Genomic DNA, 26,991 nt, shown 5'->3' with positions numbered 1-26,991 from the left:
GGGTGCCGGGCAGATGCAAGCCTGATCGGCGCAACGGCGGCCGGTGCCACTCGATCTTGGCGCCCGCCATGGTAAGCTCGCCGCCTCATTTGCGGCCAATAATGACTCATTGTGCAACATTCAAATGCCTGCCCCGCCCCGCTCTGGCTGACCCAAGACCGCCTGACGCCCCGCCCCGATCCGCTGACCCTCGACTGGCTGTTCGACGAAGGTTCGCTGACCCGCCGCCTGACCCGCTTGTCCAACGATGGCTTCAGCGTGTCGCCGCTGTTCGAAGGTTGGGACACCCTGCGCGCCGATGAATGCGCGGCACTGGAGCTGGCCGCAGGCAGCGAAGGCTGGGTGCGCGAAGTGTATTTGCGCGGCCATGGTGAAGCCTGGGTATTCGCCCGCAGCGTTGCCGCACGCGCCGCCCTGCAGGGCGACGGCTTGCACATGGATGAACTGGGCAGCCGCTCGCTGGGCGAATTGCTGTTTTGCGATCAGGCGTTTCAGCGCTGCGCCATTGAAGTCTGCCACTACCCTGAACAATGGCTGCCGCCAGCGGTGAGAGCCCCTGAGCTATGGGGCCGACGCTCGCGTTTCGACCGTGGCGCACTGAGCGTGCTGGTCGCGGAAATCTTCCTGCCGAGCCTGTGGGACGCCGCCCGCGTCCATCCGGAGAACTGCTGATGTACCAGAGCCTGCTCAAGTCCCTGAACCGTTTGCACCCGCGCGCCTGGGATTTCATTCAGTTGACGCGCATGGACAAGCCGATCGGCATTTACCTGCTGCTGTGGCCGACGCTGTGGGCGCTGTGGATCGCCGGCCAGGGTTCGCCGTCGCTGGCCAACATCGTCATCTTCGCTCTCGGCGTGGTGCTGACCCGTGCCGGCGGCTGCGTGATCAACGACTGGGCCGACCGCAAGGTCGACGGCCACGTCAAACGCACCGCACAACGACCGCTGGCCAGCGGCCGGATCAGTTCGAAGGAAGCGCTGGTGTTCTTTGCCGTGCTGATGGGCATCAGTTTTCTGCTGGTGCTGTGCACCAATGCGCCGACGATCTGGCTGTCGCTGGGCGGCCTGGCGCTGGCGTTCACCTATCCGTTCATGAAGCGCTACACCTACTACCCACAGGTGGTGCTCGGCGCGGCGTTCTCCTGGGGCATGCCGATGGCGTTCACCGCCGAGACCGGCGAGCTGCCGGCGGCGGCGTGGCTGCTGTGGATCGCCAACCTGCTGTGGACGGTGGGCTACGACACTTATTACGCGATGACCGATCGCGATGACGACTTGAAGATCGGCGTGAAATCCACGGCAATTCTGTTTGGCGAGGCGGATCGGGTGATCATCCTCAGCTTGCAGGCGTTGTCATTGGGCTGCCTGATTCTGGCCGGGTCGAAGTTCGAGCTGGGGATCTGGTTCCACCTCGGCCTGCTGGTGGCTGCGGGGTGTTATGCGTGGGAGTTCTGGTACACGCGCAGCAAGGACCGCATGCGTTGCTTCCAGGCCTTCTTGCACAACCATTGGGCAGGGTTGGCGATATTTGTCGGGATTGTGCTGGATTACGCACTGCGCTGATTCATGACATCTGTGGGACATCTGTGGGAGCGAGCCTGCTCGCGAAGGCGGTGTGTCAGTCACCTATGCAATAACTGACGGACCGCTTTCGCGAGCAGGCTCGCTCCCACAGTGGATTGGTGATTATTTGGCTTTGGCGACTTTCCAGGCACCGTCCATTTTGCCGTCGCCGGTCATGTCGCCGGCTTTCTTGTCCATCACGAAGGTGTACAGCGGCATGCCCTGGTAGGCCCACTGCATCGTTCCGTCGTCACGCTTGATAACCGTCCAGTCGCCCGTGGATTTGTCGCCGGCCCCAGCCTTCAGCGGTGGCCAGTTCGCCGCGCATTTGTCATTGCACGCAGATTTTCCAGCAGAGTCCTTGGCAAAGGTGTACAGGGTCATGCCCTTGTGGTCGGTGAACATGCCGTCCTTCTCCATCGCCGGATCGGCCGCCATGGCCAGGCCCGGCAATGTCAGGGCAGCGGCCATCAGCAGGGCTTTGAAAGAAGCAGTCATCTGAGTCATGGAAACCTTCTTTTGTGGTTGTCAGGATTCGGACTTAGAGCTTAGTCGAGGATGCGTGCAAATGTTGCCGGCCTGAAATACTGTCACACGACTGCAATAATTCCGTTATCTAATGCGGCGCAAGACAGTTAAATGACAAGAGGATTAAGGCATGGTTGGCAGGAGCATTCTGATCGTCGACGACGAAGCGCCCATTCGCGAAATGATCGCCGTGGCGTTGGAAATGGCCGGCTATGACTGCCTCGAGGCAGAGAACTCGCAGCAGGCCCATGCCATTATCGTCGACCGCAAACCGGACCTGATCCTGCTCGACTGGATGCTGCCCGGCACTTCCGGCATCGAACTGGCCCGGCGCCTCAAGCGTGACGAGCTGACCGGGGACATCCCGATCATCATGCTTACCGCCAAAGGCGAAGAGGACAACAAGATTCAGGGTCTGGAAGTCGGCGCCGACGATTACATCACCAAACCGTTTTCCCCGCGTGAACTGGTCGCCCGCCTAAAAGCCGTGCTGCGCCGTGCCGGCCCCACCGATGGCGAAGCGCCGATCGAAGTCGGTGGCCTGCTGCTCGACCCGATCAGCCACCGCGTGACCATCGACGGCAAACCCGCCGAGATGGGTCCGACCGAATACCGTCTGCTGCAATTTTTCATGACCCACCAGGAACGCGCCTACACCCGTGGCCAGTTGCTCGATCAGGTCTGGGGCGGCAACGTCTACGTTGAAGAGCGCACTGTCGACGTGCACATCCGCCGCCTGCGCAAGGCCCTCGGCGACGCTTACGAAAATCTGGTACAAACCGTGCGCGGCACTGGCTACCGCTTCTCCACAAAAGCATAAAAGCAGCTGAAAGCTTGTAGCTTGAAATTCGACGCTGCGGCTAAGGACGCCTCTGTGAATCAAAACTGGCATGGCACCCTGATTCGCCACATGCTGTTGCTGGTCACCGCCTGCCTGGTGGTCGGCCTGATCACCGGCTATTACGGCTGGAGCCTGGCGGCAGGCCTGGGCCTTTACCTGGCCTGGACCCTCAAGCAATTGCTGCGTCTGCACGAATGGCTGCGCCAGCACCAGCCCGACGAAGCGCCGCCCGATGGCTACGGCCTGTGGGGCGAGGTCTTCGACAGCATCTACCACCTGCAACGTCGCGACCAACGGGTGCGCGGGCGTCTGCAGGCAGTGATCGATCGGGTTCAGGAATCCACCGCCGCGCTCAAAGATGCGGTGATCATGCTCGACAGCGACGGCAATCTGGAATGGTGGAACCGCGCCGCCGAAACCCTGCTCGGCCTCAAGACCCCACAGGACAGCGGCCAACCGGTGACCAACCTGGTGCGACATCCGCGCTTCAAGGAGTATTTCGAGCAGGACAACTTCGCCGAACCGCTGGAAATCCCCTCGCCGACCAACGACCGCGTGCGCATTCAGCTGTACCTGACTCGCTACGGCAACAATGAACACCTGATGCTGGTGCGAGATGTCACGCGCATCCATCAACTGGAACAGATGCGCAAGGACTTCATTGCCAACGTCTCCCATGAGTTGCGCACGCCGCTGACAGTGATCTGCGGCTACCTGGAAACCCTGCTCGACAATGTCGAAGAAGTGAACCCGCGCTGGAGCCGCGCGCTGCAGCAAATGCAGCAACAGGGCGGGCGCATGCAGACGCTGCTCAACGACCTGTTACTGCTGGCGAAACTGGAAGCCACCGATTACCCGTCCGACAACCAGCCGGTGCAGATCGACACGCTGCTGCAATCGATCACCAGCGATGCGCAACAATTGTCCGGGGCGAAAAATCAGCACATCAGCCTCGAAGCCGATGCCCGTCTGCTGCTCAAGGGCAGCGAGGCGGAGTTGCGCAGCGCGTTTTCCAATCTGGTGTTCAACGCGGTCAAGTACACCCCGGCCGAGGGCAACATCCGCATTCGCTGGTGGGGCGACGAGCAAGGTGCGCATTTGAGCGTGCAGGATTCCGGCATCGGCATCGACAGCAAGCACCTGCCGCGTCTGACCGAACGCTTCTACCGCGTCGACTCCAGCCGCAACTCCAACACCGGCGGCACCGGGCTTGGCCTGGCCATCGTCAAACACGTGTTATTGCGCCACCGCGCGCGCATGGAAATCAGTAGCGTGCCCGGCCACGGCAGCACGTTCACCTGCCATTTCGCCCCGGCTCAAGTGGCCAGCGCACGGGCAATCAGCGCCGCCGACTGATGCCGCCCGGCACACGCCACTAGGCAATTGCACGGTCAGCCGCTACATTGGCTGACTTGTGCCTGCCTTTCAGGCGCTGTTCTCCCCCACTTTCGAATCACACGGAACCCGCAAAACTCCATCATGGACCCTTCCCCTGGCTTGTCCCTCGCAACACTGTTCGCCGACTTCGGCATGATCCTTTTTGCTCTGATCCTGGTTTTGCTCAACGGCTTTTTCGTTGCGGCGGAATTCGCCATGGTCAAACTGCGCTCGACCCGGGTCGAGGCCATCGCTGAACAGAACGGCTGGCGCGGACACATCCTGCGCACCGTGCACAGTCAGCTCGATGCCTACCTGTCGGCATGTCAGCTCGGCATCACCCTCGCTTCCCTGGGCCTTGGCTGGGTCGGCGAGCCGGCATTCGCGCACATTCTCGAACCTCTGCTCAGTGCGGTCGGCGTGCAGTCGCCGGAAGTGATCAAAGGCATTTCGTTCTTCACCGCGTTCTTCATCATTTCGTACCTGCACATCGTGGTCGGCGAGCTGGCGCCCAAGTCGTGGGCCATTCGCAAACCGGAGCTGCTGTCGCTGTGGACGGCGGTGCCGCTGTACCTGTTCTACTGGGCGATGTATCCGGCGATCTACCTGCTCAACGCCAGCGCCAACGCGATTCTGCGCATCGCCGGCCAAGGCGAGCCGGGCCCGCACCATGAACACCATTACAGCCGCGAAGAACTGAAACTGATCCTGCACTCCAGCCGCGGCCAGGATCCGAGCGATCAGGGCATGCGCGTGTTGGCGTCAGCGGTGGAAATGGGCGAGCTGGAAGTGGTCGACTGGGCCAACTCCCGGGAAGACCTGATCACCCTGGAATTCAACGCGCCGCTGAAAGAAATCCTGGCGATGTTCCGTCGCCACAAGTTCAGCCGTTATCCGGTGTACGACAGCGATCGCCAGGAGTTCGTCGGCCTGCTGCACATCAAGGATCTGCTGTTGGAACTGGCGGCGCTGGATCACATTCCCGAGTCGTTCAACCTGGCTGAGCTGACCCGTCCGCTGGAACGCGTGTCACGCCACATGCCGCTGTCGCAGCTGCTGGAACAGTTCCGCAAGGGCGGCTCGCACTTCGCCGTGGTCGAGGAGGCTGACGGCAACATCATCGGCTACCTGACCATGGAAGACGTACTGGAAGTGCTGGTCGGCGACATTCAGGACGAACACCGCAAGGCCGAGCGCGGCATTCTCGCCTATCAGCCAGGCAAACTCCTGGTGCGGGGTGATACGCCGCTGTTCAAGGTCGAACGCCTGCTCGGCATCGATCTCGATCACATCGAAGCGGAAACCCTTGCCGGGCTGGTCTACGAAACCCTGAAACGGGTGCCGGAAGAGGAAGAAGTGCTGGAAGTCGAAGGCCTGCGCATCATCATCAAGAAGATGAAAGGGCCGAAGATTGTCCTGGCCAAGGTGTTGATGCTGGATTGAGTGCAATGCGGGAAACCGCATTGCCTGCTACAAGATCGCAGCCTTCGGCAGCTCCTACATGGGAATGCGTACCCCTGTAGGAGCTGCCGAAGGCTGCGATCTTTTGCTTTTGGCGGTTTATTGCTTGCCCAGCGCAAAATTGGGCAACGCTCCAAGCGGCTGAACGAACTGATACGGAATCGACACCAGCCCTTCGCCGGTATTGCGCTGCACCACAAAGTGCAGGTGCGGGCCACTGCTGTTGCCGGTGTTGCCTGACAGCGCCAGCGGACTGCCGACCTTTACCCGCTGCCCTTCGCGCACGCTCACCGAACCCTGCTTCAGATGCAGATACACACCCATGGTGCCGTCATCGTGCAGCACCCGGACGAAGTTGCCGGACGCATCGGTGCCGCGCCCGCTCTGTGAATTCTCGGTCTTGACCACCACCCCCGCTCGCGCGGCGATGATCGGCGTCCCCACGGGCATGGCGATGTCCATGGCATAGCGGTTCTTCGGTCCGTAGTGGCTGTATTGACCGTTGGCGCCCTGGCTCAGGCGAAACGGTCCGCCACGCCAGGGCAGCGGATAGCGATAGCTCTGCGCGGTGCCTGAGGGGTCGCCCAGGGAATATTGGAACTGTGGCGAATACACCAGCGGCTGGTCGCGGCTGATCGCCGTCAGCAGCGCCAGCCGCGTGTTGCTGCGCGGTGGCAGCACGCGCCGGATCGTCTGGGCAGGCGCGCCGCGCACATTGCTCATGCCAATGAACGCGAGTGCAACCTCAACCGGCGCGTACAGGTCGTTGCGCGCAAACACGATGTCGGCGCCCTTCTGCTTCTTGATGTCCAGGTACACCTGACGATCCAGCCGCTCGACCATGCGGTCCTCAAACACGAACACCTGCGCGCCTTTGCTCGGGCGGTCGCTGTACGAGACCACACCGTTGGCATCGGTGGATTTGTAGATGGTCATGGCCATCGCCAGCTGGGAGGCCAGGCAAAGACCGCAGAAAAACAGCAGGCGCGCGAGCATGGGCAAAAGTCTGTCGAAGGAAGGCCTGGGAATCAGCCTAGCAGCTGAGACAGACCAGGCTAGTCGACAGATGTTTCAAAACGGCCAGCGCGGGAGATGGGGGGGTGTTTTGGATGGCCCCTTCGCGAGCAGGCTCGCTCCCACATTTGAAATGCATTCCAAGGTGGGAGCGAGCCTGCTCGCGAAGGCGGTGTATCAGGCGCCGAAGGTTACGCGCCGGGCACGAAATGCTTCTGCGCCGTACCGCGAGCGATCAGGCGCGAGATGTAGTCGAGCTTCTGCGCGTCCTGGTCGACAAAGCGGAAGGTCAGTTGCAACCAGTCGCTGTCGGCTTTCTGCTCGTGGGCGACGATGGCGTGCAGGTAACCATTTAGACGGGCGATCTCGGCGTTGTCGCCCTGCTCCAGATCGAGCACAGCGCTGTCGAGGATCTGCGGCAGGGTTTCGGTGCGTTTCACCACCAGCAGCGCTTCCTTGATGCTCAGGGCCTTGATCACGCATTGCTGAGTACCGCTTGGCAGGCGCAACTGGCCTTGGCCGCGACCACCGACCGGCGCTTTCGATGCGCCGGGCGCCTGCACCGGCGGGCTGTTGAGCAAACCGCGTGACGGCGCAGCGGCGGCTGCCGGGGCAGCAGCGGCAGGCTTGGCAAACGGGTTGACCGCAGCGGCGGTCGGAGCGCCGCCGACCACGGCAGTTTTGCCGCCGGTCAAGGCACTGAGAGAATCGTTGCCGAACGCCGAGTTCATTTTGGTCGGCGCGCTGTTCATCAAGGTATCGAGCTTGCCGACCTTGTTCAGCGCCTGCTTGACCTTGGTCAACAACTGCTCGTTGGTGAACGGCTTGCTGACGTAGCCGGAAACGCCGGCCTGAATCGCCTGCACGACGTTTTCCTTGTCGCCGCGGCTGGTCACCATGATGAACGGCATGGTCTTGAGGTTGTCCTGCTCACGGCACCAGGTCAGCAATTCGAGACCGGACATTTCCGGCATTTCCCAGTCGCACAGCACCAGGTCGAACGCTTCTCTGGCCAGCATGGCCTGGGCCTTTTTGCCGTTGATGGCGTCCTCGGTGCGGATCCCGGGGAAGTAATTACGCAGGCACTTTTTCACCAGGTCACGAATGAACGAAGCATCGTCCACGACCAACACACTGATCTTGCTCATCCAACACCCCTAAAAAAAATCCCGGCAAGCATAACGCTTGAATGATGGCACTTTGCCAAAACTTTTCAGTCACGCCGGGACTTTTCGTTCGCGGGTGCTGCTTTTCAATACAAAAACCGTAAACAAAAACGCCCGGCCAAAGGGCCGGGCGCTTTTCTCAGGCAATCTTACTTATCGTCAGCTTCGCCCGGAACATTAGCGGTTTCACCACTTGTGCCTTCAACTTCTTCCTTCATGCGCTTGAGGCCCATGTGGCGCACGTCGGTACCGCGCACCAGATAAATCACCAGTTCAGAGATGTTGCGTGCGTGATCGCCGATACGCTCCAGCGAACGCAGAACCCAGATGATGCTCAGAACCCGCGAGATAGAGCGCGGGTCTTCCATCATGTAGGTGGCCAGCTCACGCAGGGCAGTCTTGTATTCGCGGTCGATGATCTTGTCGTACTGCGCCACCGACAACGCCAGATCGGCGTCGAAACGGGCGAATGCATCGAGCGCATCGCGGACCATGTTGCGCACCTGGTCGCCGATGTGCCGAACCTCGACGTAACCGCGCGGTGCTTCGCCTTCTTCGCACAACTGGATGGCACGGCGGGCGATTTTGGTGGCTTCGTCGCCGATACGCTCGAGGTCGATCACCGACTTGGAAATGCTGATGATCAACCGCAGGTCGGACGCCGCCGGCTGACGGCGGGCGAGAATGCGCAGGCACTCTTCGTCGATGTTGCGTTCCATCTGGTTGATCTGGTCGTCGATCTCGCGCACCTGCTGAGCCAGGCCGGAGTCGGCCTCGATCAGCGCGGTGACCGCGTCGTTGACCTGCTTCTCGACCAGCCCGCCCATGGCAAGGAGGTGGCTGCGCACTTCCTCCAGTTCAGCGTTGAACTGCGCGGAAATGTGATGGGTAAGGCCTTCTTTAGAAATCATTGTTCGCTCCGCGAAAGTTGCAAGCTTCAAGCTGCAAGCTTCAAGCAGTTGTGTGTAAGTCCTGATATCGCACCGCATCTTTCTTGCCGCTTGAAGCTTGCGGCTTGCAGCTGCCTCAATCAGCCGTAGCGACCGGTGATGTAGTCTTCGGTCTGCTTCTTGGCCGGGTTGGTGAACAGAGTGTCGGTGTCGCCGAATTCCACCAGTTTGCCCATGTACATGAACGCCGTGTAGTCGGACACCCGCGCCGCCTGTTGCATGTTGTGGGTAACGATGACGATGGTGAACTTGGATTTGAGCTCGTAGATCAGCTCTTCGACTTTCAGCGTCGAGATCGGGTCGAGTGCCGAGCACGGTTCGTCGAGCAGCAGCACTTCCGGTTCAACGGCGATGGTGCGGGCGATGACCAGACGCTGTTGCTGACCACCGGACAGGCCGAGGGCCGAATCGTGCAGACGGTCTTTGACTTCGTCCCACAGCGCCGCGCCTTTGAGGGCCCACTCGACCGCTTCGTCGAGGATGCGCTTCTTGTTGATGCCCTGGATGCGCAGGCCGTAGACCACGTTCTCATAGATGGTCTTCGGGAACGGGTTGGGCTTCTGGAACACCATGCCGACGCGACGACGCAGTTCGGCAACGTCTTCGCCCTTGCGGTAGATGTTGTTGCCGTACAGGTTGATCGCGCCTTCGACACGGCAGCCGTCAACCAGATCGTTCATCCGGTTGAAGGTGCGCAGCAGCGTCGACTTACCGCAGCCGGACGGGCCGATGAACGCGGTCACGCGCTGTTTCGGGATGTTCATGCTGACGTCGAACAGCGCTTGTTTGTCGCCGTAGTACAGGCTCAGGCCCGGGACTTCGATGGCAACGGTTTCCTGCGCAAGGTTCAGGCTCTGCTTGTCGCGGCCCAGGGCAGACATGTTGATGCCGTGGCTGTGTGTTTCGTGCTGCATGGGGTCTCACTCCGTTCGTAGCTGCAAGCTTCTGGCTGCAAGCTGCAAGTTTGAGCAAAAGCGGCTTGTAGCTTGCCGCTTGTGGCTAATGGCTTTAGCTGTCCAGTGCTTTGTATTTTTCGCGCAGGTGGTTGCGGATATATACCGCCGACAGATTCAACGTCGCGATCACCAGCACCAACAGCAGTGCCGTGGCGTACACCAGCGGGCGGGCCGCTTCGACGTTGGGGCTCTGGAAGCCGACGTCATAAATGTGGAAGCCCAGGTGCATGATCTTCTGGTCCAGGTGCAGGTACGGGTAGTTGCCGTCCACCGGCAGCGACGGCGCCAGTTTCACCACACCAACCAGCATCAGCGGCGCCACTTCACCGGCGGCGCGGGCCACGGCGAGGATCATGCCGGTCATCATCGCCGGGCTGGCCATCGGAATGACGATCTTCCACAGCGTTTCTGCCTTGGTCGCGCCGAGGGCCAACGAGCCTTCACGCACGGTACGCGGAATTCGCGCCAGGCCTTCCTCGGTCGCGACGATCACCACCGGCACCGCCAGCAGCGCCAGGGTCAGCGAAGCCCAGAGCAGGCCCGGCGTACCGAAGGTCGGTGCCGGCAGCGCTTCAGGAAAGAACAAGCGGTCAACCGAACCACCCAGCACGTAGACGAAGAAACCCAGACCGAATACGCCGTAAACGATCGCCGGTACGCCGGCGAGGTTGTTCACCGCGATGCGAATCACCCGGGTCAGGGTGTTCTGTTTGGCGTATTCACGCAGATAAACCGCCGCGAGCACGCCGAACGGGGTCACGATCATCGCCATGATCAGGGTCATCATCACGGTGCCGAAGATCGCCGGGAAAATCCCGCCTTCAGTGTTCGCTTCACGCGGATCATCGGAGAGGAACTCCCAGATCTTGCTGAAGTAGAAACCGACCTTGGTCGTCGTGCTCATCGCGTTCGGCTGGTAGGCATGCACCACTTTGCCCAGACTGATTTCAATCTCTTTGCCGTTGGCATCGCGAGCGGTCAATGCATCGCGGTTGAACTGCGCATGCAAGTCGGCCAGACGCGCTTCGATTTCCTGATAGCGGGCGTTCAGCTCGGCACGCTCGGACTCCATATCCGCTTGCGCGGTAGCGTCGAGTTTGCCTTCCAGTTCCAGTTTGCGGCCGTGCAGACGGATGCGCTCCAGGCCTGCGTTGATCGCGCCGATGTCGACTTTTTCCAGCGACTTCAGTTGTGCCGCCAGGCCGTTCACACGCTCGATCCGCGCTTGCAGTTCAGGCCAGGCAGCCTCGCCCTCGGCGACGACCTTGCCGTCCTGTTTGACGTTGACCAGATAGCCGTAGAAGTTGCCCCACTCGCGACGCTCGATCGCCATCAACTCCGGCGGCGTGGTCTGTTTGGTCAGCCACTCGCCGACGATCCAGGTGAAGTCGTTGCCGTTCAGATCACGGTTGCCGACCTTGATCAGCTCGCGGGTCATGAATTCCGGGCCTTCGTCCGGTACCGGCAGGCCGGCGCTCTTCAGACGCGCGCGCGGCACTTCTTCCTTCTGCACCACTTCGCCGATCACCAGGTGATTGGCCTGACCCGGCACGTCGTAATGCGCGTGGATCAGATCTGCCGGCCAGAAATGACCGAGACCACGTACGGCAATCACCGCCAACAGGCCAATGGTCATGATGACCGCGATGGACACCGCGCCACCGCTGATCCAGACGCCCGGGGCGCCGCTCTTGAACCATCCTTTCAGGGAGTTCTGTTTCACAGACTTCTACCTTTGCTTAAAGCGACGAGTATTTCTTGCGCAGACGCTGACGAATCAGTTCTGCCAGGGTGTTCATGACGAAGGTGAACAGCAGCAGCACCAGCGCCGAAAGGAAGAGCACGCGGTAGTGGCTGCCGCCGACTTCCGACTCGGGCATTTCCACCGCGACGTTGGCAGCCAGGGTGCGCAGGCCTTCGAACAGGTTCATTTCCATGACCGGCGTGTTGCCGGTGGCCATCAGCACGATCATGGTTTCGCCCACCGCACGGCCCATGCCGATCATCAGCGCCGAGAAGATGCCCGGGCTGGCGGTCAGGATCACCACACGGGTCATGGTCTGCCACGGCGTCGCACCAAGGGCCAGCGAACCCAGGGTCAGGCCGCGTGGCACGCTGAACACGGCGTCTTCGGCGATCGAATAGATGTTCGGGATCACCGCAAACCCCATGGCCAGACCGACCACCAGAGCGTTGCGCTGGTCGTAGGTGATGCCCAGGTCGTGGGAGATCCACATGCGCATGTCGCCGCCGAAGAACCAGTTCTCCATGAACGGGCTCATGTACAGCGACAGCCAGCCCACGAACAGAATCACCGGAATCAGCAGCGCGCTTTCCCAACCGTCCGGCACTTTCAGGCGGATGGATTCAGGCAGGCGACTGAAGGTAAACCCGGCGACGAGAATGCCGATCGGCAGCAACATCAACAGGCTGAAGATGCCCGGCAAATGGCCTTCGACATACGGTGCGAGGAACAGACCGGCGAAGAAGCCGAGGATCACCGTCGGCATCGCTTCCATCAGTTCGATCACCGGTTTGACCTTGCGGCGCATGCCCGGGGCCATGAAGTAGGCGGTGTAGATCGCCGCAGCGACGGCCAGTGGCGCGGCCAGCAGCATCGCGTAGAACGCGGCTTTCAGGGTGCCGAAGGTCAGCGGCGACAGGCTCAGCTTCGGTTCGAAATCGGTGTTGGCCGCGGTCGATTGCCAGACGTATTTAGGCTCGTCGTAGTTCTCGTACCAGACCTTGCTCCACAGCGCGCTCCACGACACTTCCGGGTGCGGGTTGTCGAGCAGCAGCGGTTGCAGTTTTCCGCCGGCTTCGACGATCACTCGGTTGGCGCGCGGCGACAGACCGAACAGGCCCTGGCCTTCGACTACCTGATCGACCAGCAAAGTGCGGTGTGCGGTGCTGTGGAACACGCCGAGCTTGCCGCTGGCATCGAGGGCGAGGAAGCCTTTGCGGCGTTCTTCGGCAGCGATTTCAACGATTGGCGTGGTGCCCATCTGGAAGGTGCGGATCTGCTTGAGGCGCAGTTCGCCATCGGTATCGCGGGCCATGAACCACTGAGCCAGGCCGCCCTTGGAGTCGCCGACGATCAGCGAGATGCCGCCGACCAGTTGCGTGGTGGCGGTGACTTCGGCGTCAGCATTTTCCAGCAGCTTGTAGCGCCCGTTGAGGCTCTTGTCGCGCAGGCTGAACACGTCGGCCTGGGCACGTCCGTTGACCACGTACAGCCACTGCTGGCGCGGGTCGACGAAGATGTTTTTCACCGGCTCGGTCATCTGCGGCAGATCGATGCGCTTCTGCTCGTTGGTGACTTCGCCGGTCATCATGTTTTCTTCGCTGGTCAGCGACAGCACATTGAGTTGCGAACCGGTGGAGCCGACCAGCATCAGGGTCGAATCGGTGGCGTTGAGGCTGACATGCTCCAGCGCACCGCCGCTTTCGTTGAGCGCGATCGGCGCCTCGCCGTACGGATACTCGATGGCCGGGCTGATGGTTTTCTTGCCATCGGGGTAGCTGACTTTATAGGTGTGACGGAACACCAGTGCCTGACCGTTGGACAGGCCCACGACCACCAGCGGATGTCCTGGCTGATCTTCGCCGATCGAGGTCACGCTGGCGCCGGCCGGCACAGGCAGATCGACACGCTTGAGTTCAGCGCCACTGTCGATATCGAAGAACAGCGCCTGGCCCTTGTCGGACACGCGCATGGCCACCTGATTCTGCTCTTCGAGCGAAATCATCAGCGGCTTGCCGGCGTCCTGCATCCAGGCCGGGGTAATCGAATCTTTCGCACTCAGGTCGGCACCCTGGAACAGCGGCGCAACCACGTAGGCGAGGAAGAAGAAGATCAGAGTGATGGCTGCCAGCACCGCCAGGCCGCCGACGAGGACGTACCAACGGGTGAAGCGATCCTTGAGCGCGCGAATGCGGCGCTTGCGTTGCAGCTCAGGCGTATTGAAATCAATGCGCTTGGGAGGGGAAGTCGTAGTCATTGGGGAATTGGCCAGATCATTCATGCGCACACCCTAGCGATCCTGTATGACAGAAAGATGACAATGTAGTGACGCAGCAAATCCACCGCCAGCGAGATACTGGAGGAGGAATCGAGAATTCGAGGTTGTGAAACCTGTGTAGGAGCTGTCGAGGGAACCGAGGCTGCGATCTTTTGATCTTGCAATCGAAGGCCAGATCAAAAGATCGCAGCCTCGTTTCACTCGTCAGCTCCTACAGGGTTCCTGCAGATCCGGGGATTAGCCCGGATCCGGGGTGTTACTTCTTGGCGACTTCAGCGCCTTCCTTCAAACCCAGGTCAGCCAGTGCTTTGGCAGCAACCTTGGCTGGCAACGGGATGTAGCCGTCTTTCACTACAACTTCCTGACCCTGTTTCGACAGAACCAGCTTGACGAACTCGGCTTCCAGCGGGGCCAGAGGCTTGTTCGGCGCCTTGTTGACGTAAACGTAGAGGAAGCGCGACAGCGGATACTTGCCGTTCAGGGCGTTTTCTTCGGTGTCCTCGATGAACTCGGTGCTGCCTTTCTTGGCCAGCGGTACGGTCTTCACGCTGGCGGTCTTGTAACCGATGCCCGAGTAACCGATGCCGTTCAGCGAGGAGCTGATCGACTGCACCACCGACGCCGAACCCGGTTGTTCGTTGACGTTTGGCTTGTAGTCACCTTTGCACAGGGCTTCTTCCTTGAAGTAGCCGTAGGTGCCGGATACCGAGTTACGACCGAACAGTTGCACCGGCTTGTTGGCCAGGTCGCCGGTCACGCCCAGGTCGCCCCAGGTTTTCACGTCGGCTTTGGCACCGCACAGACGGGTCGACGAGAAGATCGCATCAACCTGTTCCATGGTCAGGTGCTGGATCGGGTTGTCCTTGTGCACGAACACGGCCAGGGCATCCACGGCAACCGGGATAGCGGTTGGCTTGTAGCCGTATTTCTGTTCGAAGGCCGCCAGTTCGGTGTCCTTCATCTTGCGGCTCATCGGGCCCAGGTTGGAGGTGCCTTCGGTCAGCGCAGGTGGCGCAGTAGCGGAGCCTGCAGCCTGAATCTGGATGTTGACGTTCGGGTATTCTTTTTTGTAGTTCTCGGCCCACAGGGTCATGAGGTTGGCCAGGGTATCGGAGCCGACGCTGGACAGGTTGCCCGACACACCAGTGGTCTTGGTGTAGCTCGGGATAGCAGGGTCAACAGCGGCGAACGCGTTGGCAGTCGCAACGCCAGCAGCGACAAAAGTCATTGCCGCCATCAAACGCTTCAGTTTCATGCCTTACTCCTAGCAGATAGGGTGTGTTAAGTCGGGGCCAAGTATCAGCAGGCCGTGTGAACACTCTATGGCTGAAATATGACAATTGGATGAAAGGCCAGCATTCGGTTTTTAATGGGGGATTCGTGGCGCCCCCATTCGCGAGCAGGCTCGCTCCCACAATAAATGCATTCCAACTGTGGGAGCGAGCCTGCTCGCGAACAAGCCAGTATGGCTGGAGGAGGTCTCAGGCTCAGCGACCCTTCTTCCAGAGCCACGCCCCCACCAGAATTCCTACCCCGCACAACACCGCTACATAGTAGGCCGGCCCCATCGCGCTTTCCTTGAGCAGCAGGCTCACCACCATCGGCGTCAAGCCGCCAAAAATTGCGTAAGCGACGTTGTAAGAGAACGACAGCCCACTGAAACGCACGACCGGCGGGAACGCCTTGACCATCACGTATGGCACCGCGCCGATGGTGCCGACCAGCAGACCGGTCAGCGCGTACAGCGGAAACAGCCAGTTCGGGTGGTCGGCGAGGCTGTGGTAGAAGGTCCAGGAGCTGATCAGCAGGCCCAGGCAACCGAACACGAATACGCGACCGGCGCCGAAGCGATCGGCCAGCGCGCCGGCGCCAATGCAGCCGAGGCTGAGGAACACGATAGCCAGGCTGTTGGATTGCAGCGCGGTGGTTGGCGGGAAGTGGTAGACCGTCTGCAACACGGTCGGGGTCATCAGGATCACCACGACGACACCGGCAGACAGTAGCCAGGTCAGCAGCATCGAAATGGCGATCGCCCCGCGATGATCACGCAGCACTGCGCGCAACGGTACTTCTTCGGCCAGTGCCTTGTGCAGTTGCAACTCCGCGAACACCGGGGTTTCGTGCAGCCAGCGGCGCAGGTACACCGAGAACAGCCCGAACACGCCGCCGAGCAGGAACGGGATCCGCCAGGCGTAATCCGAGACTTGCGCTGGCGTATAAATGCTGTTGATTGCGGTCGCGACCAGTGAGCCGAGGAGGATGCCGGCAGTCAGGCCGCTGGTGAGGGTGCCGCAGGCATAACCGATGTGCTTTTGCGGCACGTGTTCGGAAACGAAGACCCACGCCCCCGGCACCTCACCGCCAATCGCCGCGCCCTGGATCACCCGCATCAGCAGCAACAGGATCGGCGCCCAGATGCCGATCTGCGCGTAGGTCGGCAACAGCCCCATGATCAGGGTCGGCACAGCCATCATGAAAATGCTCAGGGTGAACATTTTCTTGCGTCCCAGCAGGTCGCCGAAGTGTGCCATGACGATGCCGCCCAAAGGACGCGCCAGATAGCCGGCGGCAAAGATGCCGAAGGTCTGCATCAACCGCAGCCACTCGGGCATGTCGGCCGGGAAGAACAACTTGCCGACCACGGTGGCGAAGAACACGAAGATGATGAAATCGTAGAACTCCAATGCGCCACCCAGAGCGGACAGCGACAGAGTCTTGTAATCGTTGCGGGTCAACGGTCGTGCGGGTTGCTCGGGCTGCGCGAGGCTCGAAGGCGCTGTGGTCATGGCAAGGGCTTCTCTTATAGTCGAATCTGTCGCCACAACAACGCTGGCGGTGGCTCGGACAGGTTCGGCACCATAGCAAATTGTTCGAAAAAGCACATAGAGGCGCGTAATTGACGGTCGAAATCAGAACCGGGTGGTCGTCGCGGGGTCTATCGACCGATATACTCGCCACCTGCGCAGGATTTGTAAGAGGTTACTGTGCGAAAACGTTGTTGGCCCGTCCTTTGCTCGGGATTTAGCCTTTTTCGCAGAGTTTCCCTTTAGGCGCCTGATGGAAAACGTGACGAACGCAGTGTGTTCGGTGTTGAATCGTTTTTCTTGAAGACGGCTACCACCCGCAATACCCACGAAGAGTCACGGGTCAGAGGCCCCCCGGCATGATAGAGCTCGAACAAGAAGATCCGATCCCACAGGGCGACCTGGCCCTGCAAATCACCGCACTTCCGCGCGAAACCAACGGCTTTGGCGATATTTTCGGCGGCTGGCTGGTAGCACAAATGGATCTGGCCGGCACCGCCATGGCCAGCCGCGTTGCCGGTGGCCGCGTCGCCACTGTCGCCATCGACCGCATGGCGTTCCTCGTCCCGGTCGCCGTTGGCGCGCAGTTGTCCTTTTATACCCAGACCCTGGAAATCGGCCGCAGCTCGATCCAGATGATGGTCGAAGTGTGGAGCGATGACCCACTGTCCAGCGAGTGGCGCAAAGTGACCGAGGCAGTCTTTGTCTTCGTCGCCATCGACGGCAGCGGCCGCACCCGCTCGGTGCCGCCACGCGCGCGTTAAACCTCACGGCCGTTTTGCGGTCGATAGTCGTCCCAGTGTCTGATCGAGAGTTGCCCCATGAACACGCCCAACGTTGAAGCCGTGAAACAGGATGAACTGAACTGCTGGCGCATCCGCCACGGCAAGGCCGAAGTGTTGGTGGCCCAGCAGGGCGCGCACATCCTCAGTTATCAGATCGACGGTCAACCGCCGATCATCTGGCTTAACGACAAGGCCGAGTTCAAGTCCGGCAAAAGCATCCGCGCCGGCGTCCCGGTGTGCTGGCCGTGGTTCGGCAAGTTCGAACGCAACCCGCAGAGCGTGCAGGCCATGTACACCGGTGCACAGCCGGCGCCCGCCCACGGTCTGGTGCGGGCGATGGATTGGGAATTGGGCGGCATCGAGTCGGAAAGTAACGGCATCAAGGTCGAGTTCAAGCTGCCCTGTCCGGAGGGTGGCCTGCCGGGCTGGCCGCACGAGGTCGATCTGACCCTTACGCTCCACCTGTCCGATCAATTGCACTACAGCCTGACCAGCCATAACCGTGGCGCCGATACCGTCACCTTGAGCCAGGCATTGCACACCTATTTCGCTGTCAGCGACGTGCGCAATGTGCATGTCGACGGTGTGGCCGGGCTGAATTACATCGAGACGCTGGACGACTGGAACGTCGCCAGCCAAGCCGGCGATCTGCACTTCACCGGTGAAACCGACCGTATCTACCTCAATGCTCCGCCACAGCTGAGCATCGTCGATAAGGACTGGGCGCGACGCATCGTCCTGACCTCTACGGGCTCACGCACGGCGGTGATCTGGAACCCGTGGATCGATCGCGCCGCCGCACTGCCCGACATGGACAACGATGGCTGGCAGCGCATGCTGTGCATCGAGACGGCGAATGTGATGGGTGATCTGGTGACGCTGGCGCCGGGTGCGAGCCATACCATGGGCGTGAGTGTCGGCTCAAAGCCGCTTTAGGATCAAAAGATCGCAGCCTTCGGCAGCTCCTGCATTTGGAATGTATTTTCCCTGTAGGAGCTGCCGAAGGCTGCGATCTTTTGTTTTAGAGATCTGCTTCCTGCACCACCCGCACCTTCTCCGCCTCCAGCGCATACGCGGCATCGGCCAGATCATTGCTGACCTTCTCGATCTTCAGCGTGCCGGTCACCCACAACGGTGTGTAGATGTCGTCCAGCTTCAACCCTTTCGGATAACGCACCAGCACCAGTTGGTTCGGCGGCGGTGGCGGCACGTGGATGCACGCGCCCGGATACGGCACGAGGAAGAACAGTGTGCTGCGGCCCTTGGCATCGGACTCCAGCGGCACCGGGTAACCGCCGATGCGGATGTGCTTGTCATTCATCGACGCCACGGTTTTGGTCGAATACATCACCGCCGGCAGACCTTTGGCCTGCTTCATCCCACCCTTCTCGGTGAAGGTCCCGCTGGCTTCGGGGGAGTCGTGGTCGATTTCAGGCATGGCCTCGAGGGCTTTTTGGTCCGACCTAGGCATCAGTTCCAGCCAGTCGGTTTCCGGCAGTTCGCCGGCGTGGGCCAAACCGCTGCCCAGCAAGAGGAGAGTCAATAGAAGACGGCGCATGAAGGTGCTCGGTATCGTAAGGAATGAACGGTGCATCGCCGAGCATTCTAGCCCTCCCGGCCGCGATGGCAGAGAGGGCTTTGTCGCTTTGGATCAGTTCTTTTTGATCAGGCCGTAGATCACCAGCAACACGATGGCGCCGACCAGTGCACCGATGAACCCTGCGCCCTCGCCCGCCTGATAAATGCCCAGAGCCTGGCCGCCGTAGGTGGCTGCCAGCGAACCGCCGATACCGAGCAGAATGGTCATGATCCAGCCCATGCTGTCATTGCCCGGCTTCAGGAAGCGAGCCAGCAGGCCGACGATCAGGCCGATAAAGATGGTTCCGATAATTCCCATGGCATTTCCCTCTGATTAAGTGGCTATGCGAAAGCCTAGTCAGACTTTGGCATCCTGCCATGAGAGAACGGCGGCCCCTGAATGGTTCCGCCGCTGCCACATGAAACTGCTTTACTCGGCGATCAGCGCTTCTACCTTGATGATCTGCGCCTGCAGCGTGGCCATGTCGGCACAACGCAGGTTGGCGTGGCCGACCTTGCGTCCGGCCTTGAAGGCTTTGCCGTAGTGGTGCAGATGGCAGTCTTCGATGGCGACGACTTTCTCAACCGGCGGCACCACGCCGATGAAGTTGAGCATCGCGCTCTCGCCGATCTTGGCCGTCGAACCCAGCGGCAGGCCGGCCACCGCGCGCAGGTGGTTTTCGAACTGGCTGCACTCGGCGCCTTCGGTAGTCCAGTGCCCGGAGTTGTGCACACGCGGGGCAATCTCGTTGGCTTTCAGGCCACCGTCGACTTCGAAGAACTCGAACGCCATCACGCCGACGTAGTCGAGGTGCTTGAGTACCCGGCTGGAATAATCTTCCGCCAGCGCCTGCAACGGGTGATCGGTGCTGGCCACCGACAGCTTGAGAATGCCGCTGTCGTGGGTGTTGTGCACCAGCGGATAGAACTTCGTCTCGCCATCGCGAGCCCGCACGGCGATCAGCGACACTTCGCCAGTGAATGGCACGAAGCCTTCCAGCAGGCAAGCGACGCTGCCCAGCTCCGCGAAGGTGCCGGCAACATCTTCCGGCTTGCGCAGGACTTTCTGGCCCTTGCCGTCATAACCCAGGGTGCGGGTTTTCAGCACGGCCGGCAGACCGATCGACGCGACGGCAGCCTCCAGATCAGCTTGCGACTGGATGTCGGCGAAGGCTGGCGTCGGGATGCCGAGGTCCTTGAACATGCTCTTTTCGAACCAGCGATCACGAGCGATGCGCAGCGCTTCGGCGCTCGGGTATACCGGCACGAACTGCGAGAGAAATGCCACGGTTTCGGCCGGGACGCTTTCGAATTCGAAGGTCACCAGATCGACTTCATCGGCCAGTTGGCGCAAATGATCCTGATCGCCGTAATCGGCCCGCAGGTGTTCGCCCAGCGCGGCCGCACAAGCGTCCGGCGCGGGGTCGAGAAAAGCGAAGTTCATGCCCAGCGGAGTGCCCGCCAGAGCCAACATGCGGCCCAACTGGCCGCCACCGATTACACCGATCTTCATCTCAACAACCTCAGGCAATACGTGGGTCTGGATTGTCCAGGACGCTGTCTGTCTGCTCGGCACGGAAGGTTTTCAGTACCGCGTGAAATTGCGGGTGTTTGGCGCCGAGGATGCTCGCCGAAAGCAGCGCGGCGTTGATCGCGCCGGCCTTGCCGATGGCCAGGGTAGCGACCGGAATGCCCGCCGGCATCTGCACGATCGACAACAGCGAATCGACGCCCGAGAGCATGGCCGACTGCACCGGCACACCCAGCACCGGCAGGTGCGTCTTGGCCGCGCACATGCCAGGCAAGTGGGCTGCGCCACCGGCACCGGCGATAATCACCTCGATGCCGCGGCTTTCAGCCTCTTCGGCGTACTGGAACAGCAGATCCGGGGTGCGGTGAGCGGAAACCACCTTGACCTCGTACGGGATGCCGAGCTTTTCCAGCATATCGGCGGTGTGGCTAAGGGTGGACCAATCGGACTTGGAGCCCATGATCACGCCAACCAGTGCACTCATCGTCGCGCCTCTTCTCTCTGGAGCGCCCGCAGGCGCGTCATAAAACAACAAGCCACGCAGGTTGCGTGGCTTGATTGTACGAAAAATGGCCGGACGTGCCGGCCGAAGGCCGCGCAGTATACCGCAAAGAAAGCAATAAACAGCCCCCGAAACGACCATCTGTCAAATGAGCGAAAGGCCCGGTTTTATTGACCTTGAGGTCAGCGAAAGAACACCGCAAAAATCTCCCTGTGGGAGCGAGCCTGCTCGCGAAAGCGTTGTGTCAGGCGGCACCTCGGGGCCTGACACAACGCTTCGCGAGCAGGCTCGCTCCCACATTCGATCTTCATCAGCTTCAAGCGCTTTGGGCAGCGCCGCCTTCGAGCTTGCGCCACAACAGGCGCACGTTGGCCTTGCGCACCAGGGCGCAGCGGTACAGGCGGATCTCCAGCGGCACATGCCACTGCGGGCCGCCGCACACCACCAGTTCGCCGCGCGCCAGTTCGGCGCGTACGCTCAACTGCGGTACCCAGGCAATGCCCAGCCCTTCAAGTGCCATGCTTTTCAGGCTGTCGGCCATGGCGGTCTCGTAGATCGTGGTGAAGCGCAACTGGCGCTGGCGCAGCAGGCCATTGACCGAGCGCCCGAGAAACGCCCCGGCGCTATAGGCGAGCAGCGGCACACTCGCCTCGCCTTCCAGATCGAACAACGGCTTGCCATCGAGATCTGCCGCGCATACCGGCAGCATTTCGGTCTGGCCCAGGTGCAGCGACGGGAAGATTTCCGGATCCATCTGCATCGCCGAATCCGGATCATAGAACGCCAGCATCAGATCGCAGCCACCTTCGCGCAGCGCATGCACGGCGTCGCCAACGTTGGTCGCCACCAGCCGCGTGGCGATGTTCAGCCCTTCGTTGCGCAACTGGGCGATCCAGCGCGGGAAAAAGCCCAACGCCAGTGAGTGCGCCGCCGCGACTTGCATCACCTCGCCCTGCCCGCCTTCCAGATGATGCAGATGGCGCAGCACTTCACCAAGCTGTTCGACCACGGTGCGCGCGGTCACCAGAAACAACTGCCCCGCCGCCGTCAGTTCGACCGGCGTGCGCGAGCGATTGACCAGGGTCAGCCCCAGCGCGGCTTCGAGGCTGCGGATCCGCCGACTGAACGCCGGCTGGGTCACGAAGCGCCGCTCAGCGGCCTGCGAAAAGCTGCGGGTGGCGGCCAAGGCACTGAAGTCCTCGAGCCATTTGCTTTCCAGATTCATCACGTCCTCCCGGACACGCACCAAAACAGGTCACACGTCTGCCGCACTGGCGGCGTCACATGGGCATTATGCCGAATGTGCATAGGGCAGTGCTGAACAGCATTGGCCCAAAAATTCCCACAAGCCTAGCATTCGCAGCGTTCCGGCACAGACCGGGTCCTTATCGAGATGATTTCTATCATGTCCTGCGCTGCATCTTTCCGCACAGAAACCGACCTGCTTGGCGCCCTCGAAGTACCGGCCCATGCGTATTACGGCATCCAGACCCTGCGAGCGGTGAACAACTTCCGCCTCTCCGGTGTTCCGATTTCGCACTACCCGAAACTGGTTGTGGGCCTGGCGATGGTCAAACAGGCCGCCGCTGACGCCAACCGCGAGCTGGGTCACCTGAGCGAAGCCAAGCACGCTGCCATCAGCGAAGCCTGTGCACGATTGATCCGCGGCGATTACCACGAAGAGTTCGTGGTCGACATGATTCAGGGTGGCGCCGGCACGTCCACCAACATGAACGCCAACGAAGTGATCGCCAACATTGCTCTGGAAGCGATGGGCCACGAGAAAGGCGAGTACCAGTACCTGCACCCGAACGATGACGTGAACATGGCGCAGTCGACCAACGACGCTTACCCGACGGCGATCCGTCTGGGTCTGCTGCTGGGTCACGACGCGCTGCTGGCCAGCCTCGACAGCCTGATTCAAGCCTTCGCGGCCAAGGGCAAAGAGTTCGACCACGTACTGAAAATGGGCCGCACCCAGCTGCAAGACGCCGTGCCGATGACCCTCGGCCAGGAATTCCGCGCGTTCGCCACCACCATGGGCGAAGACCTGGCCCGTCTGAAAACGCTGGCCCCGGAACTGCTGACCGAAGTCAACCTGGGCGGCACCGCGATCGGCACCGGCATCAACGCCGACCCGCGCTACCAGGCGCTGGCCGTACAGCGTCTGGCGCTGATCAGCGGCCAGCCGCTGGTTCCGGCCGCCGACCTGATCGAAGCGACCTCCGACATGGGCGCTTTCGTGCTGTTCTCCGGCATGCTCAAGCGCACCGCGGTCAAGCTGTCGAAGATCTGCAATGACCTGCGCCTGCTGTCCAGCGGCCCACGCACCGGCATCAATGAAATCAACCTGCCGGCGCGCCAGCCAGGGAGCTCGATCATGCCCGGCAAGGTCAACCCGGTGATCCCGGAGGCCGTGAACCAGGTGGCGTTCCAGGTCATCGGCAACGATCTGGCGCTGACCATGGCAGCCGAAGGCGGCCAGTTGCAGCTGAACGTGATGGAGCCGCTGATCGCCTTCAAGATCCTCGACTCGATCCGCCTGCTGCAACGCGCCATGGACATGCTGCGCGAGCACTGCATCGTCGGCATCACCGCTAACGAAGTGCGCTGCCGTGAGCTGGTCGAGCACTCGATCGGCCTGGTCACTGCGCTGAACCCTTACATCGGTTACGAAAACGCCACCCGCATTGCCCGCGTTGCACTGGAAACGGGCCGTGGCGTACTGGAGCTGGTGCGTGAAGAGGGCTTGCTCGATGACGTCATGCTGGCAGACATCCTGCGCCCAGAGAACATGATTGCGCCGCGGCTCGTGCCTTTGAAGGCTTGATCGTCCGGCTCTCCAGCACTTGCAACACGATCACCAGGCTGAGGGTCTAGACACCCCTCACCCTTTTGAGGGCCGGAAGCACACGCTTCCAGGCCCTTTTTTTTGCCTGCTTTATGCCGGCTTGCAGCAAACCGAATAAAGACTCCAATAACGCGCACCGGTATAGTGCGCACCCTCTAAGAAAGCGAGGAAACACCAATGCTTGAAGTCATCAACGACTTCCTCTCGGGAAAAGTACTGATCGTGCTCATTGTTGGGCTCGGTGGATATTTCACGATTCGCTCGCGTTTCGTTCAGTTCCGTCACTTCTTTCACATGTTCGCGGTGTTTCGCGACAGTTTGCGCAGCAGCGCCGGCCAGTTGAGTTCATTCCAGGCCCTGATGCTGAGCCTTGCCGGCCGCGTCGGCGCCGGTAACATCGCCGGCGTCGGCATCGCCGTCACCCTAGGCGGACCGGGCGCGGTGTTCTGGATGTGGGTCACTGCGCTGGTCGGCATGGCGAGCAGCTTTTTCGAATGCTCCCTTGGTCAGCTGTACAAACGCTGCGACGCCGAAGGTCAATACCGCGGCGGTCCGTCGTATTACATCCAGCACGGCCTGGGCAAACGCTGGCTGGGCATGATCATGGCGGTGTTGCTGCTGGTGACCTTCGGCTTTGCCTTCAATGGCCTGCAATCCCACGCCGTGACCCACTCGCTCAACGACGCGTTCAAGATCTCGCCAAGCTACGCCGGCGTCGGTCTGGCGATTCTGCTGGGCCTGGTGTTCGTCGGCGGGATCAAGCGCATCGCCAAGGTCGCCGACCTGCTGGTGCCGATCAAGACACTGGTCTACATCGCCGTCACGCTGTATGTCATCGGCGTGCAGTTCGAACACGTTCCGCACATGCTGATGACCATCGTCAAAAGCGCGTTCGGCATGGATGAAGTGTTTGGTGGCCTGATCGGCAGCGCCATTGTCATGGGCGTCAAACGTGGCGTCTTCGCCAACGAAGCCGGCCTGGGCAGCGCGCCGAACGTAGCGGCGGTGGCTCAGGTCGAGCACCCGGTTGCACAAGGTGTGGTTCAGGCGTTCAGCGTGTTCCTTGATACGTTCGTCATCTGCACCTGCACCGCGTTGCTGATCCTGCTGTCCGGTTTCTACACCCCGGGCTTCGAAGGCGATGGCATTGCCCTGACGCAGAACTCCCTCGCCGCCGTCGTCGGTGACTGGGGCAAGCTGTTCATCAGTGTGGCGCTGGCGCTGTTCGTGTTCACTTCGATTCTCTACAACTACTACTTGGGCGAAAACAGCCTGCGCTTCCTGCTGGGTGAGAACCGCAAGGCGATCTTCGGCTACCGCGTGTTGGTCCTCGCGTTGATTCTGTGGGGCGCGGTCGAGGATCTGGGCACGGTGTTCGCCTTCGCCGACATCACTATGACGATGCTGGCTTTCGTCAACCTGATCGCGCTGGCGATGCTGTTCAAAATCGCGCTGCGGGTGCTGAAAGACTACGATGCCCAGCGTAAAGCCGGGATCAAGACGCCAGTTTTCGACTCCAGCCAGTTCCCCGATCTGGACCTGGACCTGAAAGCCTGGCCAAAGCCTGATGCCGCTCAGCCTGCGGCGCACACGGCAGCGGTCAGCGGCAAACCGGTCGCGGACGCGCGTTGATCATTTGAACCTCAATCCAGGGAGACAGGCATGAGTCGCAAAAACCACGCACCCGCCCGCCAGGTGATGGTGCTGTATACCGGTGGAACCATCGGCATGCAGGCCAGCGAAAACGGGCTGGCACCCGCTTCCGGCTTTGAAGCGCGCATGGCTGAGCAACTGGCTGCGCTGCCTGAAATGGTCGTGCCGCAGTGGTCGTTCCGCGAAATGTCTCCCCTGATCGACAGCGCCAATATGACGCCTGCCTACTGGCAACGCCTGCGTGAGGCGGTGGTCGACGCGATTGAGGTTCAGCATTGCGATGCCGTGCTGATCCTGCATGGCACCGACACCCTGGCCTACAGCGCAGCGGCCATGAGCTTTCAGCTGTTGGGGCTGAACGCCCCTGTGGTGTTCACCGGCTCGATGTTGCCAGCGGGCGTTCCCGACAGCGATGCCTGGGAAAACGTCAACGGCGCCTTGCAGGCATTGGGTCAAGGGCTTGCCGCAGGAGTGCATCTGTACTTCCACGGCGAGCTTCTCCAACCGACGCGTTGCGCAAAGATTCGCAGCTTTGGCCGCAACCCTTTCGCTGCGCTCAATCGTGCCCAGGGCGGCGAAGCCGCCTCGACGTTGCCTGCGGCGCTGGATTATCGCCAGTTCAAGCAACTGGCGAACGTGGCGATACTGCCCCTGTTTCCCGGCATTGGCGCGGCCCAGCTCGACGGTTTGATCGACAGCGGTATTCAAGGTCTTGTGCTGGAATGCTTCGGCAGCGGCACAGGGCCCAGCGATAACGCCGACTTCCTCGGCAGCCTGCAGCGTGCTCACCAGCAAGGCGTGGTTGTGGTGGCGATTACCCAATGCCACGAAGGCGGCGTCGAGCTGGATGTGTACGAGGCTGGCAGTCGTCTGCGAGGCGTCGGCGTGCTGTCAGGCGGCGGCATGACCCGCGAAGCGGCGTTCGGCAAGCTGCATGCGCTGCTGGGGGCCGGACTGGATGGCAATGAGGTGCGGCGATTGGTCGAGCTCGATGTGTGTGGCGAGTTGCGCTGAGCGAGTAGCGTCGCTTAGGTAGTTGTCTGCACGCGTTTACCGGCGATGAGCCCAGACATTTCGCAAGGTCGATAACCCACAACAGGCCGCAAATTGCCCGGTGTCCAGACGCTATACTCGCGCAGCAAACACAACCCTGTGGGAGTGAGCTTGCTCACGAAGACGGCATTTCAGCCGCTGAAGATTCAGCGCACGTCCTACCCCTTCGCGAGCAAGCTCGCTCCCACAATTGGTGTATCGGCGGCGTGGTTTCGTGTTTGATGAGAGCAAGCTTGCTCGCGAAAGCGGCCTCTTCATCGACGGATATCTCGCGGATGGACCGTCCTCTTCGTCCGTATCCGTCTGGCGTCAATCATGCCCTCATCAAGCAAGGGCATGACCTCATCACGAATAAGC

At 61.1% G+C, this 26,991-nt stretch carries 24 protein-coding genes; 10 read left to right on the top strand and 14 right to left on the bottom strand.

Translation table 11 applies throughout. The features are described 5' to 3' along the window. Window positions 1-111: 111 nt before the first annotated feature. The gene (locus tag VNV36_RS07045) at window positions 112-672 is read left to right on the top strand and encodes a chorismate--pyruvate lyase family protein (RefSeq protein WP_325717139.1); all 561 of its coding nucleotides are present in this window, start codon (window positions 112-114) and stop codon (window positions 670-672) included. After that, the gene (gene ubiA, locus VNV36_RS07040) at window positions 672-1,562 is read left to right on the top strand and encodes a 4-hydroxybenzoate octaprenyltransferase (RefSeq protein WP_325717138.1); all 891 of its coding nucleotides are present in this window, start codon (window positions 672-674) and stop codon (window positions 1,560-1,562) included. The genes VNV36_RS07045 and ubiA overlap by 1 nt, the downstream gene beginning before the upstream one ends. Window positions 1,563-1,685: 123 nt before the next feature. Here the strand turns inward: ubiA and VNV36_RS07035 are convergent, their stop codons facing one another. Then, window positions 1,686-2,069 (bottom strand): COG4315 family predicted lipoprotein, encoded by a 384-nt coding sequence (locus VNV36_RS07035; RefSeq protein ID WP_325717137.1) that lies wholly within the window; start codon window positions 2,067-2,069, stop codon window positions 1,686-1,688. Window positions 2,070-2,220: 151 nt separating this feature from the next. On the opposite strand from VNV36_RS07035, the gene phoB reads away from it, so the two are divergent. The 3 genes from phoB to VNV36_RS07020 all read left to right on the top strand — a co-directional run bounded on the left by phoB (window position 2,221) and on the right by VNV36_RS07020 (window position 5,751). Further along, complete coding sequence (phoB, locus tag VNV36_RS07030; protein WP_007896474.1) at window positions 2,221-2,910, top strand: phosphate regulon transcriptional regulator PhoB; 690 nt, start codon at window positions 2,221-2,223, stop codon at window positions 2,908-2,910. 54 nt (window positions 2,911-2,964) lie between these two features. After that, complete coding sequence (gene phoR, locus VNV36_RS07025) at window positions 2,965-4,287, top strand: phosphate regulon sensor histidine kinase PhoR (protein ID WP_325717136.1); 1,323 nt, start codon at window positions 2,965-2,967, stop codon at window positions 4,285-4,287. Window positions 4,288-4,410: 123 nt separating this feature from the next. Continuing rightward, window positions 4,411-5,751 carry a hemolysin family protein gene (locus VNV36_RS07020; protein ID WP_325717135.1) on the top strand — a complete coding sequence of 447 codons (1,341 nt, stop codon included), beginning with the start codon at window positions 4,411-4,413 and terminating at the stop codon, window positions 5,749-5,751. A gap of 117 nt (window positions 5,752-5,868) precedes the next feature. Here VNV36_RS07020 and VNV36_RS07015 read toward each other — a convergent pair whose 3' ends face one another. The 8 genes from VNV36_RS07015 to VNV36_RS06980 form a co-directional block, all read right to left on the bottom strand. Beyond that, window positions 5,869-6,765 carry a M23 family metallopeptidase gene (locus tag VNV36_RS07015; protein ID WP_325717134.1) on the bottom strand — a complete coding sequence of 299 codons (897 nt, stop codon included), beginning with the start codon at window positions 6,763-6,765 and terminating at the stop codon, window positions 5,869-5,871. A gap of 209 nt (window positions 6,766-6,974) precedes the next feature. Continuing rightward, a complete protein-coding gene (locus VNV36_RS07010) occupies window positions 6,975-7,931 on the bottom strand; it encodes a response regulator (protein ID WP_325717133.1) in 957 nt (318 codons plus the stop codon). 167 nt (window positions 7,932-8,098) lie between these two features. Continuing rightward, window positions 8,099-8,860, bottom strand: a complete 762-nt coding sequence (gene phoU, locus VNV36_RS07005; protein ID WP_186531114.1) for a phosphate signaling complex protein PhoU — start codon at window positions 8,858-8,860, stop codon at window positions 8,099-8,101. A gap of 119 nt (window positions 8,861-8,979) precedes the next feature. Continuing rightward, on the bottom strand, window positions 8,980-9,813 hold the full coding sequence (pstB, locus tag VNV36_RS07000; protein WP_041476597.1) for a phosphate ABC transporter ATP-binding protein PstB: 834 nt from the start codon (window positions 9,811-9,813) through the stop codon (window positions 8,980-8,982). A gap of 94 nt (window positions 9,814-9,907) precedes the next feature. Next, complete coding sequence (pstA, locus tag VNV36_RS06995; RefSeq protein ID WP_325717132.1) at window positions 9,908-11,578, bottom strand: phosphate ABC transporter permease PstA; 1,671 nt, start codon at window positions 11,576-11,578, stop codon at window positions 9,908-9,910. A gap of 16 nt (window positions 11,579-11,594) precedes the next feature. Further along, on the bottom strand, window positions 11,595-13,628 hold the full coding sequence (locus tag VNV36_RS06990) for an ABC transporter permease subunit (RefSeq protein WP_325717172.1): 2,034 nt from the start codon (window positions 13,626-13,628) through the stop codon (window positions 11,595-11,597). 505 nt (window positions 13,629-14,133) lie between these two features. Then, a complete protein-coding gene (locus VNV36_RS06985; protein WP_325717131.1) occupies window positions 14,134-15,132 on the bottom strand; it encodes a phosphate ABC transporter substrate-binding protein PstS in 999 nt (332 codons plus the stop codon). A 232-nt stretch (window positions 15,133-15,364) separates the two neighbouring features. Then, entirely contained in the window at window positions 15,365-16,663 is a 1,299-nt protein-coding gene (locus tag VNV36_RS06980) for an MFS transporter (protein WP_325717130.1), read from the bottom strand. A gap of 377 nt (window positions 16,664-17,040) precedes the next feature. On the opposite strand from VNV36_RS06980, the gene VNV36_RS06975 reads away from it, so the two are divergent. Together VNV36_RS06975 and VNV36_RS06970 are read left to right on the top strand one after the other, a co-directional pair. After that, a complete protein-coding gene (locus VNV36_RS06975) occupies window positions 17,041-17,445 on the top strand; it encodes an acyl-CoA thioesterase (protein ID WP_003229628.1) in 405 nt (134 codons plus the stop codon). 57 nt (window positions 17,446-17,502) lie between these two features. Beyond that, window positions 17,503-18,402: a D-hexose-6-phosphate mutarotase gene (locus VNV36_RS06970; protein ID WP_325717129.1), complete on the top strand. Its 900-nt coding sequence runs from the start codon at window positions 17,503-17,505 to the stop codon at window positions 18,400-18,402. Window positions 18,403-18,487: 85 nt separating this feature from the next. On the opposite strand, the gene VNV36_RS06965 is transcribed toward VNV36_RS06970, so the two are convergent. The 5 genes from VNV36_RS06965 to VNV36_RS06945 all read right to left on the bottom strand — a co-directional run bounded on the left by VNV36_RS06965 (window position 18,488) and on the right by VNV36_RS06945 (window position 22,302). Further along, complete coding sequence (locus tag VNV36_RS06965; protein WP_325717128.1) at window positions 18,488-19,024, bottom strand: DUF3299 domain-containing protein; 537 nt, start codon at window positions 19,022-19,024, stop codon at window positions 18,488-18,490. Window positions 19,025-19,117: 93 nt separating this feature from the next. Further along, entirely contained in the window at window positions 19,118-19,363 is a 246-nt protein-coding gene (locus VNV36_RS06960; RefSeq protein ID WP_090287652.1) for a GlsB/YeaQ/YmgE family stress response membrane protein, read from the bottom strand. 111 nt (window positions 19,364-19,474) lie between these two features. Beyond that, window positions 19,475-20,557: a 5-(carboxyamino)imidazole ribonucleotide synthase gene (locus tag VNV36_RS06955; RefSeq protein WP_325717127.1), complete on the bottom strand. Its 1,083-nt coding sequence runs from the start codon at window positions 20,555-20,557 to the stop codon at window positions 19,475-19,477. A gap of 10 nt (window positions 20,558-20,567) precedes the next feature. Next, window positions 20,568-21,059: a 5-(carboxyamino)imidazole ribonucleotide mutase gene (purE, locus tag VNV36_RS06950; protein WP_007920220.1), complete on the bottom strand. Its 492-nt coding sequence runs from the start codon at window positions 21,057-21,059 to the stop codon at window positions 20,568-20,570. A gap of 334 nt (window positions 21,060-21,393) precedes the next feature. Then, a complete protein-coding gene (locus VNV36_RS06945) occupies window positions 21,394-22,302 on the bottom strand; it encodes a LysR substrate-binding domain-containing protein (RefSeq protein ID WP_024014837.1) in 909 nt (302 codons plus the stop codon). A gap of 180 nt (window positions 22,303-22,482) precedes the next feature. On the opposite strand from VNV36_RS06945, the gene VNV36_RS06940 reads away from it, so the two are divergent. From VNV36_RS06940 to VNV36_RS06930, 3 genes are all read left to right on the top strand, one after another. Beyond that, window positions 22,483-23,907, top strand: coding sequence for an aspartate ammonia-lyase (locus VNV36_RS06940; RefSeq protein WP_325717126.1), 1,425 nt, complete (start codon window positions 22,483-22,485; stop codon window positions 23,905-23,907). A 198-nt stretch (window positions 23,908-24,105) separates the two neighbouring features. Continuing rightward, on the top strand, window positions 24,106-25,560 hold the full coding sequence (locus VNV36_RS06935; protein ID WP_172610237.1) for an alanine/glycine:cation symporter family protein: 1,455 nt from the start codon (window positions 24,106-24,108) through the stop codon (window positions 25,558-25,560). A gap of 30 nt (window positions 25,561-25,590) precedes the next feature. Next, a complete protein-coding gene (locus VNV36_RS06930; RefSeq protein WP_325717125.1) occupies window positions 25,591-26,595 on the top strand; it encodes an asparaginase in 1,005 nt (334 codons plus the stop codon). Window positions 26,596-26,991: the final 396 nt, after the last annotated feature.

It is taken from the genome of Pseudomonas sp., assembly GCF_035554175.1.
Lineage (GTDB): Bacteria > Pseudomonadota > Gammaproteobacteria > Pseudomonadales > Pseudomonadaceae > Aquipseudomonas.
Note: the sequence above shows the minus strand (reverse complement) of the source record. Positions and strands in the feature narration are given on the sequence as shown.

Excerpts from the sequence above, each read along its gene's own strand:
- VNV36_RS07035 (WP_325717137.1), bottom strand. The coding sequence starts at position 2,069 with ATGACTCAGATGACTGCTTCTTTCAAAGCCCTGCTGATGGCCGCTGCC.
- pstB (WP_041476597.1), bottom strand. The coding sequence starts at position 9,813 with ATGCAGCACGAAACACACAGCCACGGCATCAACATGTCTGCCCTGGGC.
- ubiA (WP_325717138.1), top strand. The coding sequence starts at position 672 with ATGTACCAGAGCCTGCTCAAGTCCCTGAACCGTTTGCACCCGCGCGCC.
- phoU (WP_186531114.1), bottom strand. The coding sequence starts at position 8,860 with ATGATTTCTAAAGAAGGCCTTACCCATCACATTTCCGCGCAGTTCAAC.
- phoB (WP_007896474.1), top strand. The coding sequence starts at position 2,221 with ATGGTTGGCAGGAGCATTCTGATCGTCGACGACGAAGCGCCCATTCGC.
- VNV36_RS07010 (WP_325717133.1), bottom strand. The coding sequence starts at position 7,931 with ATGAGCAAGATCAGTGTGTTGGTCGTGGACGATGCTTCGTTCATTCGT.
- VNV36_RS06955 (WP_325717127.1), bottom strand. The coding sequence starts at position 20,557 with ATGAAGATCGGTGTAATCGGTGGCGGCCAGTTGGGCCGCATGTTGGCT.
- VNV36_RS06940 (WP_325717126.1), top strand. The coding sequence starts at position 22,483 with ATGTCCTGCGCTGCATCTTTCCGCACAGAAACCGACCTGCTTGGCGCC.
- VNV36_RS06930 (WP_325717125.1), top strand. The coding sequence starts at position 25,591 with ATGAGTCGCAAAAACCACGCACCCGCCCGCCAGGTGATGGTGCTGTAT.
- purE (WP_007920220.1), bottom strand. The coding sequence starts at position 21,059 with ATGAGTGCACTGGTTGGCGTGATCATGGGCTCCAAGTCCGATTGGTCC.
- VNV36_RS06970 (WP_325717129.1), top strand. The coding sequence starts at position 17,503 with ATGAACACGCCCAACGTTGAAGCCGTGAAACAGGATGAACTGAACTGC.
- VNV36_RS06975 (WP_003229628.1), top strand. The coding sequence starts at position 17,041 with ATGATAGAGCTCGAACAAGAAGATCCGATCCCACAGGGCGACCTGGCC.
- VNV36_RS06990 (WP_325717172.1), bottom strand. The coding sequence starts at position 13,628 with ATGCAGGACGCCGGCAAGCCGCTGATGATTTCGCTCGAAGAGCAGAAT.
- VNV36_RS06960 (WP_090287652.1), bottom strand. The coding sequence starts at position 19,363 with ATGGGAATTATCGGAACCATCTTTATCGGCCTGATCGTCGGCCTGCTG.
- VNV36_RS06945 (WP_024014837.1), bottom strand. The coding sequence starts at position 22,302 with ATGAATCTGGAAAGCAAATGGCTCGAGGACTTCAGTGCCTTGGCCGCC.
- VNV36_RS07015 (WP_325717134.1), bottom strand. The coding sequence starts at position 6,765 with ATGCTCGCGCGCCTGCTGTTTTTCTGCGGTCTTTGCCTGGCCTCCCAG.
- VNV36_RS06980 (WP_325717130.1), bottom strand. The coding sequence starts at position 16,663 with ATGACCACAGCGCCTTCGAGCCTCGCGCAGCCCGAGCAACCCGCACGA.
- VNV36_RS06965 (WP_325717128.1), bottom strand. The coding sequence starts at position 19,024 with ATGCGCCGTCTTCTATTGACTCTCCTCTTGCTGGGCAGCGGTTTGGCC.
- VNV36_RS07020 (WP_325717135.1), top strand. The coding sequence starts at position 4,411 with ATGGACCCTTCCCCTGGCTTGTCCCTCGCAACACTGTTCGCCGACTTC.
- VNV36_RS06935 (WP_172610237.1), top strand. The coding sequence starts at position 24,106 with ATGCTTGAAGTCATCAACGACTTCCTCTCGGGAAAAGTACTGATCGTG.
- VNV36_RS06985 (WP_325717131.1), bottom strand. The coding sequence starts at position 15,132 with ATGAAACTGAAGCGTTTGATGGCGGCAATGACTTTTGTCGCTGCTGGC.